The organism is Streptomyces griseus, assembly GCF_900460065.1.
Classification (GTDB): Bacteria; Actinomycetota; Actinomycetes; order Streptomycetales; family Streptomycetaceae; genus Streptomyces; species Streptomyces griseus.
In genome coordinates this window covers 1-14598 of the sequence record NZ_UAVD01000015.1, presented here as the reverse complement: position 1 = coordinate 14598, position 14598 = coordinate 1, and the positions used below count along the sequence as shown (strand labels likewise).

16 protein-coding genes and 2 pseudogenes are annotated in these 14598 nt (G+C 71.1%); 5 read left to right on the top strand and 13 right to left on the bottom strand.

Going from position 1 to position 14598, the window contains the following annotated elements:
- Window positions 1-223 precede the first annotated feature (223 nt).
- Window positions 224-898 (top strand): class I SAM-dependent DNA methyltransferase, encoded by a 675-nt coding sequence (locus tag DTB53_RS08095; protein WP_069455743.1) that lies wholly within the window; start codon window positions 224-226, stop codon window positions 896-898.
- Window positions 899-943: 45 nt separating this feature from the next.
- Here DTB53_RS08095 and DTB53_RS08090 read toward each other — a convergent pair whose 3' ends face one another.
- Both DTB53_RS08090 and DTB53_RS37105 read right to left on the bottom strand, forming a co-directional pair.
- Window positions 944-1615, bottom strand: a complete 672-nt coding sequence (locus DTB53_RS08090) for an HNH endonuclease family protein (RefSeq protein ID WP_069455742.1) — start codon at window positions 1613-1615, stop codon at window positions 944-946.
- A 52-nt stretch (window positions 1616-1667) separates the two neighbouring features.
- Window positions 1668-2120 carry a hypothetical protein gene (locus DTB53_RS37105; RefSeq protein ID WP_174924798.1) on the bottom strand — a complete coding sequence of 151 codons (453 nt, stop codon included), beginning with the start codon at window positions 2118-2120 and terminating at the stop codon, window positions 1668-1670.
- A 228-nt stretch (window positions 2121-2348) separates the two neighbouring features.
- Between DTB53_RS37105 and DTB53_RS08080 the strand changes: the two genes are divergently transcribed.
- Complete coding sequence (locus DTB53_RS08080) at window positions 2349-2618, top strand: Thoeris anti-defense Tad2 family protein (RefSeq protein ID WP_236586305.1); 270 nt, start codon at window positions 2349-2351, stop codon at window positions 2616-2618.
- Between the two features lie 30 nt (window positions 2619-2648).
- Here DTB53_RS08080 and DTB53_RS08075 read toward each other — a convergent pair whose 3' ends face one another.
- A complete protein-coding gene (locus DTB53_RS08075; protein ID WP_079139630.1) occupies window positions 2649-2978 on the bottom strand; it encodes a hypothetical protein in 330 nt (109 codons plus the stop codon).
- A 288-nt stretch (window positions 2979-3266) separates the two neighbouring features.
- Between DTB53_RS08075 and DTB53_RS08070 the strand changes: the two are divergent.
- A pseudogene (locus DTB53_RS08070) lies at window positions 3267-3745 on the top strand (transposase); the annotation flags it as partial.
- An 88-nt stretch (window positions 3746-3833) separates the two neighbouring features.
- Here the strand turns inward: DTB53_RS08070 and DTB53_RS08065 are convergent.
- The 3 genes from DTB53_RS08065 to DTB53_RS36680 all read right to left on the bottom strand — a co-directional run bounded on the left by DTB53_RS08065 (window position 3834) and on the right by DTB53_RS36680 (window position 5492).
- Window positions 3834-4202 (bottom strand): hypothetical protein, encoded by a 369-nt coding sequence (locus DTB53_RS08065; RefSeq protein ID WP_069455751.1) that lies wholly within the window; start codon window positions 4200-4202, stop codon window positions 3834-3836.
- A 118-nt stretch (window positions 4203-4320) separates the two neighbouring features.
- A complete protein-coding gene (locus tag DTB53_RS08060; protein ID WP_069631566.1) occupies window positions 4321-5148 on the bottom strand; it encodes a M55 family metallopeptidase in 828 nt (275 codons plus the stop codon).
- A gap of 146 nt (window positions 5149-5294) precedes the next feature.
- Window positions 5295-5492, bottom strand: coding sequence for a hypothetical protein (locus tag DTB53_RS36680; RefSeq protein ID WP_143053730.1), 198 nt, complete (start codon window positions 5490-5492; stop codon window positions 5295-5297).
- A gap of 191 nt (window positions 5493-5683) precedes the next feature.
- Here DTB53_RS36680 and DTB53_RS08055 point away from each other — a divergent pair, with 191 nt between their 5' ends.
- A complete protein-coding gene (locus tag DTB53_RS08055; RefSeq protein ID WP_143053731.1) occupies window positions 5684-6688 on the top strand; it encodes a hypothetical protein in 1005 nt (334 codons plus the stop codon).
- A 345-nt stretch (window positions 6689-7033) separates the two neighbouring features.
- Here DTB53_RS08055 and DTB53_RS08050 read toward each other — a convergent pair whose 3' ends face one another.
- The 4 genes from DTB53_RS08050 to DTB53_RS08035 form a co-directional block, all read right to left on the bottom strand.
- Window positions 7034-7477 carry a hypothetical protein gene (locus DTB53_RS08050; RefSeq protein ID WP_069456051.1) on the bottom strand — a complete coding sequence of 148 codons (444 nt, stop codon included), beginning with the start codon at window positions 7475-7477 and terminating at the stop codon, window positions 7034-7036.
- Window positions 7477-8691: a hypothetical protein gene (locus DTB53_RS08045; protein WP_069456052.1), complete on the bottom strand. Its 1215-nt coding sequence runs from the start codon at window positions 8689-8691 to the stop codon at window positions 7477-7479. Before DTB53_RS08045 ends, DTB53_RS08050 begins: the two co-directional genes overlap by 1 nt.
- A 209-nt stretch (window positions 8692-8900) precedes the next feature.
- The gene (locus tag DTB53_RS08040) at window positions 8901-9770 is read right to left on the bottom strand and encodes a hypothetical protein (protein ID WP_141727189.1); all 870 of its coding nucleotides are present in this window, start codon (window positions 9768-9770) and stop codon (window positions 8901-8903) included.
- Window positions 9771-10709: 939 nt separating this feature from the next.
- A complete protein-coding gene (locus DTB53_RS08035; RefSeq protein WP_069456054.1) occupies window positions 10710-12095 on the bottom strand; it encodes a hypothetical protein in 1386 nt (461 codons plus the stop codon).
- A gap of 186 nt (window positions 12096-12281) precedes the next feature.
- Between DTB53_RS08035 and DTB53_RS08030 the strand changes: the two genes are divergently transcribed.
- Window positions 12282-12533 (top strand): DUF6207 family protein, encoded by a 252-nt coding sequence (locus DTB53_RS08030; protein WP_256091180.1) that lies wholly within the window; start codon window positions 12282-12284, stop codon window positions 12531-12533.
- Window positions 12534-12545: 12 nt separating this feature from the next.
- Here DTB53_RS08030 and DTB53_RS08025 read toward each other — a convergent pair whose 3' ends face one another.
- From DTB53_RS08025 to DTB53_RS08015, 3 genes and pseudogenes are all read right to left on the bottom strand, one after another.
- Complete coding sequence (locus tag DTB53_RS08025; RefSeq protein WP_069631470.1) at window positions 12546-13334, bottom strand: hypothetical protein; 789 nt, start codon at window positions 13332-13334, stop codon at window positions 12546-12548.
- Between the two features lie 164 nt (window positions 13335-13498).
- Window positions 13499-14350, bottom strand: coding sequence for a hypothetical protein (locus DTB53_RS08020; protein ID WP_075025157.1), 852 nt, complete (start codon window positions 14348-14350; stop codon window positions 13499-13501).
- Window positions 14347-14598, bottom strand: a pseudogene (locus DTB53_RS08015) (sigma-70 family RNA polymerase sigma factor); the annotation flags it as partial. The pseudogene DTB53_RS08015 and the gene DTB53_RS08020, both read right to left, overlap by 4 nt.

Sequence of the window (14598 nt, the reverse complement as noted above, 5' to 3'; positions counted from 1 at the left end):
GGAAGCTGTGGGAGGCGGACTACGGCAAGTGCGGCCCCTGCCGGCCCGGGGAGAACTGCCACTGAGCCGCAACGGCCGGCCGGGGCCCGGCGACGCTGTGAGCGTCGCCGGGCCCCGGCGTGTGCACCCCTGGGGGTGAGTCGGGGGCGTTCGCCGGTGGGCAGTGGAGCGGCGCGGGTACGGTGGCCAGCTCGAAGGCCGCCCCCGCCCCCAGAGGAACGTCATGCCACCCGAGCCCCGCACCCCGGCCCAGTACTGGGACACCTACAAGCCCTACCGGGGAGAAGGCGAGCAGCCCGCCCCGGTGGCTGACCGGTTCGAGTGGACTCAGTACTCCGGCCACGGGCCCGGAGCCGAGGTTCTTGGGCGCCCTCGCCGTGCCCTGGACCTGGGGCCGGCGGAGGGCAGGGAAGCGGTGTTCCTGGCCCGTCAGGGTGTCGTGACGACCGGTGTGGACCTCTCCGCCGCCCAGGTCGACCGCGCCAGCCGGTGGTGGAAGGACACTCCCGGCCTCAGGTTCGTCCACGCCGAGGCCGGCGACTACCTCACCTCCAGCACGATGCCCTTCGACGCGGTGTACTCCGTGTGGGGCGCGGTGTGGTTCACCGACCCCGAGCTCCTCTTCCCGCTCGTCGCCCGGAACCTGGCACCCGGCGGGATCTTCGCCTTCAGCCAGGCCGAGCCCTCCCTGGGCGCCTTCGGGCCCCAGCCGATGCACGGCAAGTGGCTCGAAGGCCGGGAGAGTGAACTGACCGTGCTGCGCTGGCAGTACACACCCCAGACGTGGGCGGACCTCCTCAAGCGCCACGGCTTCACCGACATCGACGCCCGCATCCTGCCCCCACCGGGCGGGGAAGGTCTCGGCACGCTCCTCGTACGTTCGCGAGGCAGAGTCTGACCGTCCGATTCAGCGGGGGCACCCGCACGCGGTGCCTTGGAGGGTTCAGGGGGCGGGGGTGTAGCGGACGATGGTGTTCTCGCACGGGCCGTCGGCGTAGACCTTCAGCGCTTCCCGTTCGCGGTCGTCCGCGGTGAGCTGCCAGCGGAGCTTGGTCGAGACCCACTCGCCGACGTAGCGGCACTCGGCGTCCGGGGACGGTGGCATCCAGTCGGCCGGGTCCTGGTCCGATTTCGACCTGTTGGTGCGTGCCGTCACCGCGACGAGGGAGATGTCCGCCGCCTGGTCGTTGGCGTACGCCTCCCGTCGCGCAGGGGTCCAGGAGGAGGCCCCGGAGTCCCAGGCCTCGGCCAACGGGACCATATGGTCGATGTCCAGCGAGCCGGCGTTGGTGACCTCCTGGCCGTCGTAGTAGGAGACCCAGGTGCCGCCGGTCAGTTTGCAGCCGGCGCCCACGGTCGGAGCGATGACCGCCTCGGCGAGGAGAACCTCCGCGCGGGTGTTGCACCCGTCGCTCGCGTTGTCGCCGGAGTTCCAGTGCTTGAAGGACGAGCGGGTGTAGCCGGTGCGGTCCTCCTCGGACGTCTGCACCAGGCCGACCGCGTCGGCCAGGGTGGTCACCTCGGCCGTCGGGGCGGCCTGAGCGGCGGGAGCGGAGAGGAGGGGGATGAGGGCGAGGGAGAGTGCGCTGAAACCGCGCATGAGGTTCTTGATCACCTCTGGGTTCTACCGGCCTGGCTCCGCTCCCGGCGAAGCCGGTACTGCGCGCTCACCCGCCCGGGGGACACGGTTCACCGCAAAAACGCTTCCGCATCCCGCCTGCCCCAGGCCCCAGGCCGTGCGGGCCTGCCGAGGGAGGCGTTGCTGCCGGCTCAGCAGGTCTGCGGTGCCGGTCAGCCGGGTACGGTGGCAGGTCCTCCGGGATCCGGGAGGGGGCGGACCGTTGGAGCGCCTGGCGCAGGTGCCACAGGGTCACGGCCGGAAGGAGTCCGCCGAGGCGGTCGGCAGCTCTCAGGTGGCCGACCGCACCGGCCAGTTCGGCCCGGGTGGAGGAGGAGATGGTGCGGAGGGTTGCTGCGGCGTCCTCCAGGAGGTCGGCCAGCTCGGCGACCCCGGGGTCTTCGGGCACCTGCCCGCCCCAGTCGGTCACGGCGCGGCTGAGCTCGATGATGAGGCGGCCGCGTGCGGCGGCCAGCCGCGCTGAGAGATCCCCGATGATCACAGCAGCATCCTCTCGCATGTGCAGGGCGCGAAGGGCGTCTTCCGGTGAAGACTCTGATCGTCGAGACGCGGGGAGGCAGTGGGCCCGCAGCACGCCGGCCTTGGGGGCAGCCGGTCGGGAACAGCGGATCGGGACGGTGCGGGGCGTCCTGGGCGTAGCCGGAGCGGGCAGGACTGTCAACTCTCCTTCCTGGGCGGGGAGTCGGAGGTCTAGGCTCGGGGGGTGACGATGTACATGAGCTGGTCGGACCTGCTGCGGCGGGGCACGGCGGACCCCACGTTGACGTTCGCCCGCGGGAAGTGGGCCCAGCCGGGCAAGTTCGTGTGGGTGGCGCCCCGGGAGACGGTCACGGCGCCGACCGGGAAGGAGTACCCGCTCTGTACCACGGTGTACTTCAAGGACGCCGACGATCTGGTCAAGCCCTATGCGCCGAGCATGGACGGGATGACGGAGGCCGACGACTGGTACGTCGGGGTCTCCGGCACGCTGCCCGAGTAGCCGCCCGGGGGCGCGGGGCGGCGGCGGGCGTCAGGGGGTTTCTCCGGGGTCCCGGAACACCGGTGTGCCGTGCTGGTTCCCCTCACGCTTGGGTGTCAGGCGTTCCCAGTCGCGGCCCATGGCCGATGCCATGGAGAGGTACCCGCGCTGCTGGAGTTCGCGGTCCGCTCCCTCCAGGTCGGTGGCCGTGAAGGTGTCGCGGACTTCGCCGTCGCCTTCGAGGAGGCTGATGTTCCAGCCGTCACCGGCAGTGTCCGGGAGTGCCACCGCGTACAGCGGGGCGGGGGTGGCCCGGACTGCTTCCAGTACCTCGGGTCTCCAGGGTGCAAAGGGGGCGGGCTGATCGGGTAAGCGGCTCATGACCTGGGAATCTAACAGCACGCAGGGCTGCTGCGGACACATGATGAGAACCCCGGCCTGTACCACCGGGCCGACGGGCGGGTACCGATCGCCGCACTCCTCGACCCGGGCGATGACGAGACCGTGACCGCCCCGGAGCCGGGCCGGTGACGGGCGGTCAGCAAGGAGGACCGCCCGGGCGTTCATCGAGACCGGCACCGACTCCTACCGCCTCGCCAGCACCCGAGCGCGAGCTGAGGAGGCCGTCCAAGGCCGGTTGAGCCGTACATGGTTCAACCCGATGGCGGGCTGCTGGCCCGCCGCATCAAGCACCTGACCGAGGAGATCGACGACCTCAACAAGCAGATAGCCAAGGCCGTCGAAGCCAGCAGGCCCGGCCTGCTGGAAGTCCGCGGCGTCGGCCCGGACAGCGCCGCTGCCCTGCTCATCTCGGCCGGCGACAACCCGGAGCGACTCGCCAGCGAGGCATCGTTCGCCGCGTTGTGCGGGACCAGCCCGGTCGAGGCGTCCTCCGGGAAGACACAGCGGCGCCGACTGAACCGCGGGGCGACCGCCAGGCGAACGCCGCCCTCTACCGCATCGTCCTCAGCCGACTGCGCTGGGATGGTCGCACCCGTGACTACCTGCAACGACGGCTGGCCGAGGGCAAGACACGACGCGAGATCATCCGCTGCCTCAAACGCTACGTCGCACGAGAAATCTATCGACTGATCGTCCCGGCAAGCCCTCCGCCTGCGCAGACCGGAACCACTGGATCGCTCGGTTGACATCCATAGGGGCATCAAACGCGGCTATGCCTTCCTCGGCACCACCGCCGCAGCCCTCATGATCTGGCTCCGTAGCTGAGTACCGATATCACGCGGACGGTGCTTCCTCGCCCGGTGCCAGCATCAGGTCGGCGTCCTCGGCGGTGGCGCCGTCCGCTGTCAACGGCAGGACGCCAGCCCGCTCCGTCACCAACCAGCCGACGATCGTCTCGGTACGAGGGACACCGCCTTCAAAGTCGTCCCAGTGCACACGGTGCCCCGGAGAGGCTGGTATCGCACCGATCACTTTGTGCGCGTAGGCCAGACGCTGGAAGTCCGGATAGTCGGTCACCGGCTTCAGGACGCCCTTCTCGGTATCGGCAACGAGAGCGATGCGGGTCACCAGGTCCCACCCCTCAACATTCGCCTGCCGGTTCGAGAAAAGAGCGATCCATCCCGTGCTGCTGAACTCCGTCATCGCCGCCCCCTGTGTCACATCCGCTCGTTGCGCAGCGAAGTCTGGCGGGCAGCGTATCCCTGACCCACGGTGAGCCGGCCGTCGGGCCCGCGCCCGGTCATGATCGGCCGGACACTTCCTAGCCGGGCTTGATGCTCGCGAGCTGTACGAGCAGCAGGACCAGCCGGTAGGCGTCGGCGAAGTCTGCGGCGGTGAGGGTGACCGTCCGGCCACCCTCGGCGCGTGAGACACCTGGCACAAGTGTCGCCAGGTCAACCATGTAGGGGCCGTAAAGGTCGACCTCGACCTCAAGCGGTCCGGCAAGGCTGAGCGGCGGGACCAGCTCTCGCCGGTTGACGGCTTCGGCGGCCGCCTGGCGCAGACGCTCTCGGGCCTCCTCGGGGTGCAGTGTCACGGCGGCGGCCTGACCGAGAGCTTGCTTGACCGCGACCGTGACAGCTGAGGGCACCAGCTCGGACAGTTCGGCGCAGGCGGTGTCATCCCCGCTGAGCAGCACAACCGGCACGCCCAGATGCCCGGCCATGGCGGTGTTGAGGCCGATCTCGCCCAACGAACGTCCGCCTACGCGCACATCCAGGATGGCGTCGCTCATGGTGTGTGCCAGTACGGCTGGGCCGCCGCCGGCACGGGCGTGGTAGCCGACGAGCAGCACCGCGTCAGTGTGCTCGTCGAGCCCGCCGAGCATGCCCAGAGGGCGTGGTTTTCCGCGAACCAGCCGGGCCCGTCGGTCGAGTTCCTCTGGCAGCAAGTTGCGGAAAGGCCCGTGAGCGTCGGCGACCCACACCTCAGCCGTGGGCTCGGCATCCAAAACACCCGCGATCACGGCGTTCGCCTCTGCCGTCATCAACGCACGGCCTCGCTCGTAGTCATAGCGATCCGGATTCGTCTCGGAGGGATGCACGATCCCCGAGATGCCCTCCATGTCAACAGAGATCAGCACCTTCATAAGGCAGGAGCCTATGCGCTGTGGAAATGTCTCCGCGTTCCGCGATGAGGCGGTGGTAGATCGGGGTCTCGTGGAACACGTGGGGGGCCTGTCTTTCCGGGTGCGGGTGGGGGGGCGGGGCTGGGGGTCGAGGCCGAACTGGTTCATCAGGTCGGTGAAGATCTCGTGGGTGGCCTCGTCGCGGGCAGGGTCGCCGCAGGAGGGGGCAGGGTGGTGGTGACGGACTGGATGCGGGTCGGCCGGCGGGCGGCGACAGGGATGTCCGTGAACCGGACCATGTTGAGGTCCATCGGGCCGGGGGCGGCACCGGGGTGCTCGTGCAGTCGTGTCCAGGAGCGTGCCATAGCCGGCAGCGTAGAGGCCGCCAGCGACAGCGCCGGATGCTCGGCTCTGCTGCCCTGCGTCCCGGCCACCGGTGCGGCCGGGGCGGGCACGGGGCCCCTCCCGAGAATCGGCCGGGCACGGAACCGTGGGCACTGGCCGGAGAGGGGTGGAAGGGCCGCGTGCGGTCGTCGTGCTGGGTTAGCCTCGCCGCATGTCGACATGCTGGGCCTTGCCACGCCGGGGAGGGTGCCTGGGACAGCAGGCTCTTGAGGAGGAGTTCCTGCGCGTGTGGGCGCAGGCCGAGGCGGACGGGATCGTGGATCCCGGTCCGGGCGGGCTGCGTCTGGGCCAGGCCTGCTTCCATCTCGATCTGCGGCCCGACCCTTTGTTCTTCTCGTTCCTTCTCGCCGTGATGGTCCCCTTTCTGGAGACCCCGGCCGGTGGCGTGCCGGTCTTCTCGGGCGTCGCCGGGCTGCGGCTGGTGTCCACGGACGCGCACCGCTTCGTCCTGCGGCGGTGGGACGGGCACGGATGCCTGGTCCTGCATACCGACGGTCACGGAGTTGACCAGTGGCAGGAGTGGACGACCGTCAAACCGCGGGAGTCAGCCGATGCCGGCAGCGGCTTCGAGCCCTTGTGGCACCGTGAAGGGCTCTGCGAGCAGGAGGCCCGGGTTCTCTCGCTCGCCGCCGGTGCCAGCGAAGCGGTCGTGGCCGAGGCTGCTGCGGGGCGGCACCCGGCGGAGCGTGTCCCCGAGGACTTGCGGCTGGCCCACGAGCCCCGCCGGGGCGGCATCCGACGCCCCGCACCGCCCGGCGCGGTGATCCCCGCTCCCCGGGGCCGGGGCCCTGTGGAGCTCACGGCGGCCGAACTGGTCCCGCTCACGGGGCCGGTGAGCCCCGCGCTGCTGGGGGACGGCCTGGCCCGGCAGCTGGTCGGGCTGTTGGAGGCGGGGCGGATCCGGCCGGGTGATGTCCTGATCGATCATGTGGCTCTGGTGACGAAGCTCGGCGGCAGAGCGGCAGCCGCGCGCTGGGCGCAGCTCGTGATCGTGCATGTCGCGACACGGTACGGGCTGCTGCGGTATCGCAGGAGGCAGCCGCAAGACCCTGCCGGCCGCCGGCCGCAGGATCATGTCTGGGCGGTGAGCGAGAGTGCCCCGTCCATGGCCGCGATAGCCGCAGCCGAACTCGGCGTCCCAGCAGAACCGGTTTGACGGCGCGCTTTCCTTGCGGACACAGGGTTTCCGGAGCCGGCGGCCCCCCGGGGGGGCGGCTCCGGAAACCTCGTCGACCGGACGGAGGCTGGAGGGCCTGCCGCCGGTGGTGCTCCGGAAGGGCCTGGGCGAGCCAGTCGGGATCGGCGCCGACCGCGATGAGCCGCCCGTACTCCCGCGTCGCATCGCGGCCGGCGGCGCTTCGCCCAACGTGGATACGCGCCTCGACGCGTCGCCCGTGCCCCGCGTCGAGGGCCTACCAGCAGTTCCGTTCTGCGCCCCCGTCGCTGTCGCACGGCTTGGACGCGCAGCGTTCGCTCCTCGCCGGACCGGCCGCTGACCTCGCTACGCCGAGCGCAGCAGCGCGCTCTTGCGGGTCTGCGGCGATGCAGTGCAGCGGCGGACGCGGGTCTCCCAGGCCTCAAGCTCGGCGCTGGGGACACCATGCTCGATCGGGATGACCCACAGGTGGTGCCAGGTGTGGCGGGCCTCGGGGGGCTGGTTGTCGCGGTAGTGCTCGCGGGCGCGGTCCCGGACGGCGTTCATGTCGGGCCGCTCGGCCGTGCCGCGCTGCACCTTGCCGGTGTAGAGGCTGCGGTAGCAGTCGTCGAGGGCAACGTAGAGCGCCGTCGGCCAGGGCGGGAGGTGGCGGAAGGTCCAGCTTCCGCTGGCCTCGCGGAGCGGGTAGACGCACGCCCGGAGGCTCTCGGGCGGCGTGGCCAGACGCTGGCCGGGAATGGCAGCGACGTCCTCGGCAAGGTCGGGACCGAGGGTCCATCCCGCGCTCATCAGCTGCCGTCCTCGGGGAGGGTGTAGGGGTCGCTACTGCCGGGTGTCGGCCCGTCGGGGGCCCCGCCGCCCTCGGGGACGAGTTCGGGGTACGGGTTCCGGCTGGCGGTCACCACGACGGGGATCTTGCCAATGTCCAGGCTGGCCTTGAACAGCAGCTTCTGCAGTGCCTCCTGTTGCGCACCGTCCGCGAACTTCGGCTGGCCGGGGCTCGTCAGGATGGATGTGATGGTCTGCTCCAGCCGCCCGATCGCGGTCTGCAGGGCCTTGATGGAGGCGGCCTTCGGCTGGCTCTTGCCGACCTTGTCCGCCGCCTGCCGCGCCGCGTCGCGCCGCCCCTCGATCACCGTGCGGCGCGAGGTCGGGAGGCCTGGCCAGGCGAGCTCGAAGACGTGCCACTCGGTTGCCCGCCTGGGGTTTCCATGGGTGGTGGCGATGGCGGGGGTGCCGTCCGGGAGGGTGGTGATCTCGGGGACGGTGAACTGACGGGAGTAGTCCGGGGGGTGGCCGGGGACCTGGTCGAACCAGCTGCTGAGGGCCGCCCCGAGGAGAAGGCTGCCGGCCGGGGTCTCGATGAGCGCCGCGACGATGCCGGGCGGCCGGGAGCGGTAAGGGGTCTTGCCGTTCACGGGCTCCTCGGAGACCAGGTCTTCCTTGGACCCGCGGTCGCGGCCCAGGGCTTCGGCGACGGTGAGGGCGTCCCCGCCGAGTACGGCGAGTTCGTCCCGGGCGCCGGGGACGTCGTCCTCGGCTCGCCGCCGCAGCTGCTCGACGAGGTCGGAGGCGCTCTTGCGCGGGTCGTTGTCCAGCTGGTCGTCCCGCAGCCGGGTCAGGGCGAAGGCGTCCGCCCCCTTGGCCAGGCGGTTCCACATCGTGCGGGTGACCGGGCCGCCGTTGTCCCAGGTGTGCACCATGTTCGGGAAGACCGTCTTGGCGTCGGAGCGCAGGTAGCGGGTGGAGAAGATCGCCGTGGTCTTCAGGAGCTTCGCGGGGAAGTCCTTGCTGCTGGGGTCGAGCGAGAGGCCTTCGGCGATGGCGGAGCGGATGAGCGTGCCGGCGTCAGCGGAGAGCACCGTCTCGAAGAGCAGGGCGCGGGCGAAGGCGGGGTGGTGGGGCAGGCCGGTGGCGTGGGTGAAGTCCGGGCCGTGCAGGCGTCCCGACAGGGCGCTGGCGAGGGTCGGTGTGAGCTTCCCGGCGTGGACGGCGGCGAGCATGGCGTCGGCGACGGCCTTCTCCTGGTCGCTTCCGCCGCTCCAGTGCCGGGGGCGCAGGTGGATCTGGGTGAGGTGCTCGGTGAACCAGGTGGTGGCCTCGCAGGGCTCGCCGAGGCGTGTGTAGGTGCCGACGACGAGGTTGACGGGAGCGAGGCGGGAGTGCAGGGTTTCCAGCTCGTTGGCGGTCCAGGAGCTCGCGCGGGCGGCGTTCAGGCCCCGTTGACGGCCTTGCGGGACGCGGCTACTCCGTCGTGGGCGAACATGCGGCCCACGATCTTCTCGGCGTACGGGGGCGCCGTGGTGGCGGTCAGCTTCTTGTCGCCGATGCCCAGGACGTTGCGCCAGGCGGACGTCAGCCGGGACTGCCCGTCGATGGCGACGACGAAGACCTCATTCGTGCCGTCGGCGTAGTGCACACTCAAGGCCATGCACGTCAGCGGCTCCTGGACGCCGGTGCGGGCGATGGAGTCCGACCAGTCGTAGTCCAGGAGGTGGTGGGTGACCGTGGTGGTGATCAGGTCGACCAGGTCCTGCTTGGCTGGCAGGTAGATCTCCAGCAGGCCGGGGATGCTGCCCTCGATCGTTGGGTCAGTGGTGCGGCCCTTGGTGAAGGCATGCTGGATCGCGGCGAGGAACCGGGGGTTGACCGGCAGGGTCATGATCCCGGCGATTTGGTGCAGCGGGCTGCGCACGACTGCCGCGTAGCCGGTGTTGGTGCTGAGCCGGGCGAGACGGCCGAGCCGGGAGACCTTGCGCTTGGTCCTCTGTCGGCTGCGGCCGGGACGGGTGTTCAGCTGTTGGGCGACGACCTCGGGGTGGTCGAGCTGGTCGAGCAGCTCGTCGGGGTGGGTGGTTCCTGCGAACAGGGCCCGGAGGCTCTCGGCTGGCAGGTCCACCGACGGGTGGTCCTGCCCGGCGGTAGCCAGTTCCTTCAACTCGGTGGGGGTCGGAACGGGCTCCATGTCGAACAGGCCGGGAGCGAAGGAGGCGATCTGTTCGGTCGTCAGCTTGCCGACGGCGCCCTGGGCGTGGTCGTCCTCGTCGCCGCCGGGCACGACGAAGGTGAGCGGAATTGCCATGATCATCCATGGGTGTCGTGGTGCGGCGCTTCTCGGAGGCCGCCTGATCGGGGACATGACCCACATCAGGTGGGTCGGCGCTCGGGACCGGAATCCCACGACACCGCCGACCCCACGCAGAACCGGGGCAGAGGCGCGGTCGCGCAGTCGCAAGGACGTACCGCACTGAGACAGACCCAGTTGATGGCCCGTAGGCACGCTGGGAGGGCTCACCGTCCAGGGGCGGGCCCGCCGGAACGACGGGAGGCAGTAACGACTCGCTCACGCTGAGCAGTGACCTGAACCTACACAACCTCGCTCCCGGGTAACGTTGTTCACCGAAAGCCATCACCTGGCCGACCAGTCGCTGGGACAATGCGCCCCGCAAGGGCTGCCGGGTCCCTGCTCACCGGAAGCCCTGCTGGACCAGCTCGCCGACAGCACCCCGCAGGGCGGAGCCGGGGGCACCCTCACCTGAGAAGGCCGACGCTCAACACCGCGGCAGGGACGGCGACGTCGTCCAGCCGGACGGGCAGGCGGAAGAACATGACTAGGCTTCCGCCCCCAGCTCCGGACACGGCGCGGGGCGGCCGCTCCGCGGGCGGGGCCATGAGACGCGGGCACCGGGCTGTACGCGTGGGGGGAGGCGCCCCGTTGAGCCTGCGGCACCGGGATCAGAGTCTGGGCGGGCCCGGCCGGCCGCGGCCTGGTGCCTAGGCAGGGCCGCCTGCAGCACCGGGCCCCGGGCGACTACGGCCGTACTCTTGGTCCCGTCACGGGGACCGGAATCTGGCCCGCACACTCCATGTCGACGCGGGCTGCCGGGATTCTGTCTTCCGGCCCGGGGGCGCGGTGAGGGGATTTTTCTCATTCTGAGCGTGGTTGTGAGGCCGTGGCTGTCTCGCAACCACGCCCCGGCCCCCTTTGTCCGGGCGTCCACGGGCGCGGGCAACGTGTGTCCTAGTCCGTGGCTGCGGTGGCGGAGGGAGGCAGTGCCAGATCGAGCAGGGCGTCGACGGTCTCACCGTCGAGCTGGCTGTCGAGATGGAGAGAGCGCCGCAGGAGCGCGCCGACGTCGCGGGGGTCAAGCCCGAGGTTCAGCCGGGCGGTCAGGCAGATCTCTCCGAAGAGTGCGGGTGTGCGCGCGGGCTCACGCAGGATGTACCAGTCGATGAGTCGCACGATGTCCTTGCGGATGTCGCCCAGGGAGACGGTCGCATTCGGGTTCTTCCGGGCCCGGGCGGCGTCTTCGGCCAGTCCCCCGATGACTGCCTCGACCAGGGTGGTGCGCAGCGCCGTGAGAGGGATGAGCCCGTCGGTGCTGTCGCTGAGGGTGGCTGCCGGCCACCAGGCCAGGTGGGCGGCCAAGTCCTCGCGCTGGTCCGCACCGGGCCTGAGGCGGCTCTTGCCCCGCCGGTCTTCCGCGTCCTGCAGACTACTGGCGATGATCTTCGTCAGGCGGTCGTGGTCCGCGATGAGGCCGAGGGGCTGGTCGGTGCCGAAGACGCTCTGGCCGGAGAGCAGAGCCCCGGGGCCGTTCACCCGGTGATACTGCTCGGCCCAGTCACGGGCGACGGGCTTCGACCAGAGCGGCCCCGCGTCCGTTTCGGCCTGGGGAGGGGGCAGGTCCTTTCGGCCGTACTCCTCGTGGGGAAGATCCTGTGGGTCGAGTTCGGTGATCTGCGCCAGACCGGCGCGGCCGACGAACTCGGCGGGGGTGAGCTCCGGTGCCCGCAGGTCGACGACGCACCGGTCGAGCGGCCGGGAGCCGGGCCGGCGGGAGGCGGCCCACAGGGCGAGGTGGTCGTGCCACTGCTGCAGAGGCCCCTCCGGGGCGGTGAAGTCGGCGATCTTCGCGACGCGGGCGTTGCCCGGTGTTCCCGGGCGGGCCAGCAGGTCTGCGGCGGTGACGGTGAGTGCGTCCTGTACCGGGCGGGCGTCGTAGCCCTCGAAGGCTCGGTCGGCGACCTGGCTGGGCCGGTGCCAGGCGGTCCCGTCCCACCAGTAGCCGCCGTGCCGGTAGAGGAACCCGTTCCTGCCGTACATCCAGTCGTGGTGCAGAGAGCTCCAGTCCGCGTCGCGGACCAGCAGAACTGTCCGGCCGTGTTCGGGGTGATGGTGAACCGCCCAGGCGAAGGCGCGGTTCTTCGGTTCGGTGGTGAAAGCCACCCATCCCCCGCCGGGTAAGGGGTCGGTACGCCCCCACAGGCCCTCGCCCTGGTTGCGTCCGGTGCGCTCGATCGCGTCGGGGTTGTCCAGGGGCAGCCGCTCGTCGTTGATGAACGGCAGGCCCGGAACCGGGTGATCGGTACGCAGCCCGTTGGCAACCGGGTGGATCAAGCTCATAGCGCCCCTCCTGAGACAACGTGCAGCGCCCCGAGCCTTGCGCCCGGGCACGCCACTCCCCCATCTCTGCGGCACGGCGGACCCGATCAAACCCCCGGGAGACGGCCGGGCTTCACCGGGGAACCACCTGGCCAACTCCCGGGCACGGTTTTCCCGTCCGCCGGATGGGTGAAGGGTCGCCCGGGCGTGAACCGTGTTGGTCGGCTGGGCGTCAGGGACGGCATGAGGGAGATCGGCGAGCAGCACGTCAGCGAGCCCGGCCTGGTGGTGCTGGACATCACCGCGGCGGACGAGGACACCCTTGGGCTGGTGGTGGCCGAGTTGGAGGAGCGGTGGGCGACGTCCGGACCGGCCCCGGTGCGGCGGGTGCCGGGCCGGGCCGGTGTGACGGGCCGGGTGTACGCGGACATCCGCCGCTCCGGGGGTGAGGGTGGGTGAGGGGCGTCGGGGTTACTTCGGCGGGCGGCGTCCGGTGAGGTCCTGCCACGCGTTGCGTGCGGTGGTGAGATCGGCGAGGGCTTCCTTGCGGCGGGGGTCGGTGCGGTTGCGGTCGATCACGTCGGCCCGGGTCTGCTCGGCGGCTTTGAGCCGGGTGGTGTCCTTGCGGGCTTCGGCCAGTTCTTCCCGTCCGCGGGCGAGTTGGTCCGCCAGGCCGGCCCGGAACGTCCTCTCCTGCGCCGCGGCCTCGTTGATCTTCATCTCGAAGTCGCGGACCTCTTCCTCGTCGAAGAGGCGGGTGCTTTCTTCCGGTTCTGCTGCGGGGTCCGGGCGGTGGGGGAACTTCGCCCGGTCGCCGCCGCCGTCGGGTTTGGTCAGGTACAGCGAATGAACGCGGTCGCCGCGGTCGAACCGTGCGCGCAGTCCGTGGAGCGGGAGCAGCGGGCCTTCCGGTGAGGCGGTGACCGTGTGCTCGTACAGGACGAGGCCGCCCAGGCGTCCCAGCTCCGTGCCCCGGCCGGGGTCCTGCAGGAGCGCGACCTTCCGCTCCAGCCTGCCGATGCGCTGCTGGTGCTTCTCGCGTTCCTCCTTGACCTGCCCGGCTGCCTCCGTTTCCGCGTGACGCTGGGTCTTGTCGACCGCGCGCAGCTGTCGGCGTGCCTGGGTGAGCTGGGCGCGTTCTTCGGCGTGTGCCGTGTGGAAGGTGTGGGCCCATGTGCCGGGGAAGATGCTGCGCCGCCAGGCCGCCCAGATCCCTGCCCCGACCGTTAACAGCAGCAGCACTCTCGCGGCTTCCACCATGTCCTGTCTCCCTTGTCCATTCGTCACTGTCTCTGTCTGTGTCCTGCTGGCAGCGGCCCGTCGGTGTGCCCGGACCGGGCCGAAGCGGGGCCCGCTGTACGGGGGTGCGCGGCGGCGCGGTTGGGGGAGAAAGCTTTTCCCTGGGCCGCTGGTGGTGTCCGGGTTCAGTGGCGGGTGCCCGGACCTCTCTGGCCCAGAGCGTGCTCCTTGGCTTCGGCGGGCGGTGTTTCCCGGCCGGGGGCTGCGGCGGGGCGGTTGGGGCGGCGCCGTGGCCGGGTCCGGGTGTCGAGGGGGTCGGCGGGGCGGGGGGCGGCGGTGAGGAGGGTGCGGATGGTGCGGGCGAAGTCGGGTCCGGGGAGGGGGAGTTCCATGTCGGGTTCGCGGAGGTAGCCGACGGCGGTGGCGGTGGGCATGTAGTCCATGAGGCTGGTGACGGTGGCGGAGGAGGGGCGGGGCGGGGTCTGGCGGGCGAGGTGGTGCAGGACGCGGAGCATGGTGGTGGTGGAGGCGGTGTCGAGGCGTTCGCCGTGGTCGGGGGCGGGAGCGGGTGCGGGGTGGGGGGTGTGGTCCATCTGGTCGTGCCAGAAGCGGGCGGTGTCCTCTTCGCCGCGGGCGAGGTGGTGGAGGTGGAGGCAGTAGGCGGCGGCGCTCTGGCCTGCGCCGGCGGCGTACTGCCACCAGAAGCGGGCGGCGTCCTCGGTGTCGGTGAGCTGGAGGACGCAGGCCAGGATCAGGGCGCTGCGGGGTTCGGGGAGCTGGTCGGTGAGGAAGTGGGTGACGGTGGTGGCCGGGGTGTGGGTGACCAGGGTCGCGCACAAGGCGCGCAGGTCCCGGGCCGCCGGGTGGGTGGGCGCTTCATCAGCGTGGCGGGGGTCTTGCGGGGGCGCGGCCTGGCCGGGGGCGGGGGCCGGTCCGGGGCCGGGGTGGGGGTGGGGGGTGGTGGGGATGATGTCGGGGGGGACGACGCGGTCGCGGACGAGGCGTGCCTGGGACAGGAGTTCTTCCAGTGGCGTCATGAGGTCGGCCCTTCGGTGGGGTGCGGCGGGAAGATGGTCTCCAGGTAGCGGGTGGCGCGGCGTTCGTCGGCTCTGACGGTGGCCAGCGGGACGCCGAGGAGGCTGGAGGCTTTCTCGGCGGTGAAGCCGCAGAGGTGGAGCAGCACCATGACGTCGAGCTGTGGGGCGGGGAGCTTGCTGATGCCTTTGAACAGCTCCACGATCCGGGGCATCCGGGCTGCTGCTGCGGCCGGTGAGGTGTGGGTGGT

Bases quoted from the DNA above. Each gene is read 5' to 3' on its own strand.
- DTB53_RS08075 (WP_079139630.1), bottom strand. From the start codon at position 2,978: ATGAGCCGCTTACCCGATCAGCCCGCCCCCTTTGCACCCTGGAGACCC.
- DTB53_RS08035 (WP_069456054.1), bottom strand. From the start codon at position 12,095: ATGAGCTTGATCCACCCGGTTGCCAACGGGCTGCGTACCGATCACCCG.
- DTB53_RS08095 (WP_069455743.1), top strand. From the start codon at position 224: ATGCCACCCGAGCCCCGCACCCCGGCCCAGTACTGGGACACCTACAAG.
- DTB53_RS08080 (WP_236586305.1), top strand. From the start codon at position 2,349: ATGTACATGAGCTGGTCGGACCTGCTGCGGCGGGGCACGGCGGACCCC.
- DTB53_RS08060 (WP_069631566.1), bottom strand. From the start codon at position 5,148: ATGAAGGTGCTGATCTCTGTTGACATGGAGGGCATCTCGGGGATCGTG.
- DTB53_RS08065 (WP_069455751.1), bottom strand. From the start codon at position 4,202: ATGACGGAGTTCAGCAGCACGGGATGGATCGCTCTTTTCTCGAACCGG.
- DTB53_RS08055 (WP_143053731.1), top strand. From the start codon at position 5,684: ATGTCGACATGCTGGGCCTTGCCACGCCGGGGAGGGTGCCTGGGACAG.
- DTB53_RS08020 (WP_075025157.1), bottom strand. From the start codon at position 14,350: ATGACGCCACTGGAAGAACTCCTGTCCCAGGCACGCCTCGTCCGCGAC.
- DTB53_RS08025 (WP_069631470.1), bottom strand. From the start codon at position 13,334: ATGGTGGAAGCCGCGAGAGTGCTGCTGCTGTTAACGGTCGGGGCAGGG.
- DTB53_RS08040 (WP_141727189.1), bottom strand. From the start codon at position 9,770: ATGGCAATTCCGCTCACCTTCGTCGTGCCCGGCGGCGACGAGGACGAC.
- DTB53_RS36680 (WP_143053730.1), bottom strand. From the start codon at position 5,492: ATGGCACGCTCCTGGACACGACTGCACGAGCACCCCGGTGCCGCCCCC.
- DTB53_RS08045 (WP_069456052.1), bottom strand. From the start codon at position 8,691: ATGCTCGCCGCCGTCCACGCCGGGAAGCTCACACCGACCCTCGCCAGC.
- DTB53_RS08050 (WP_069456051.1), bottom strand. From the start codon at position 7,477: ATGAGCGCGGGATGGACCCTCGGTCCCGACCTTGCCGAGGACGTCGCT.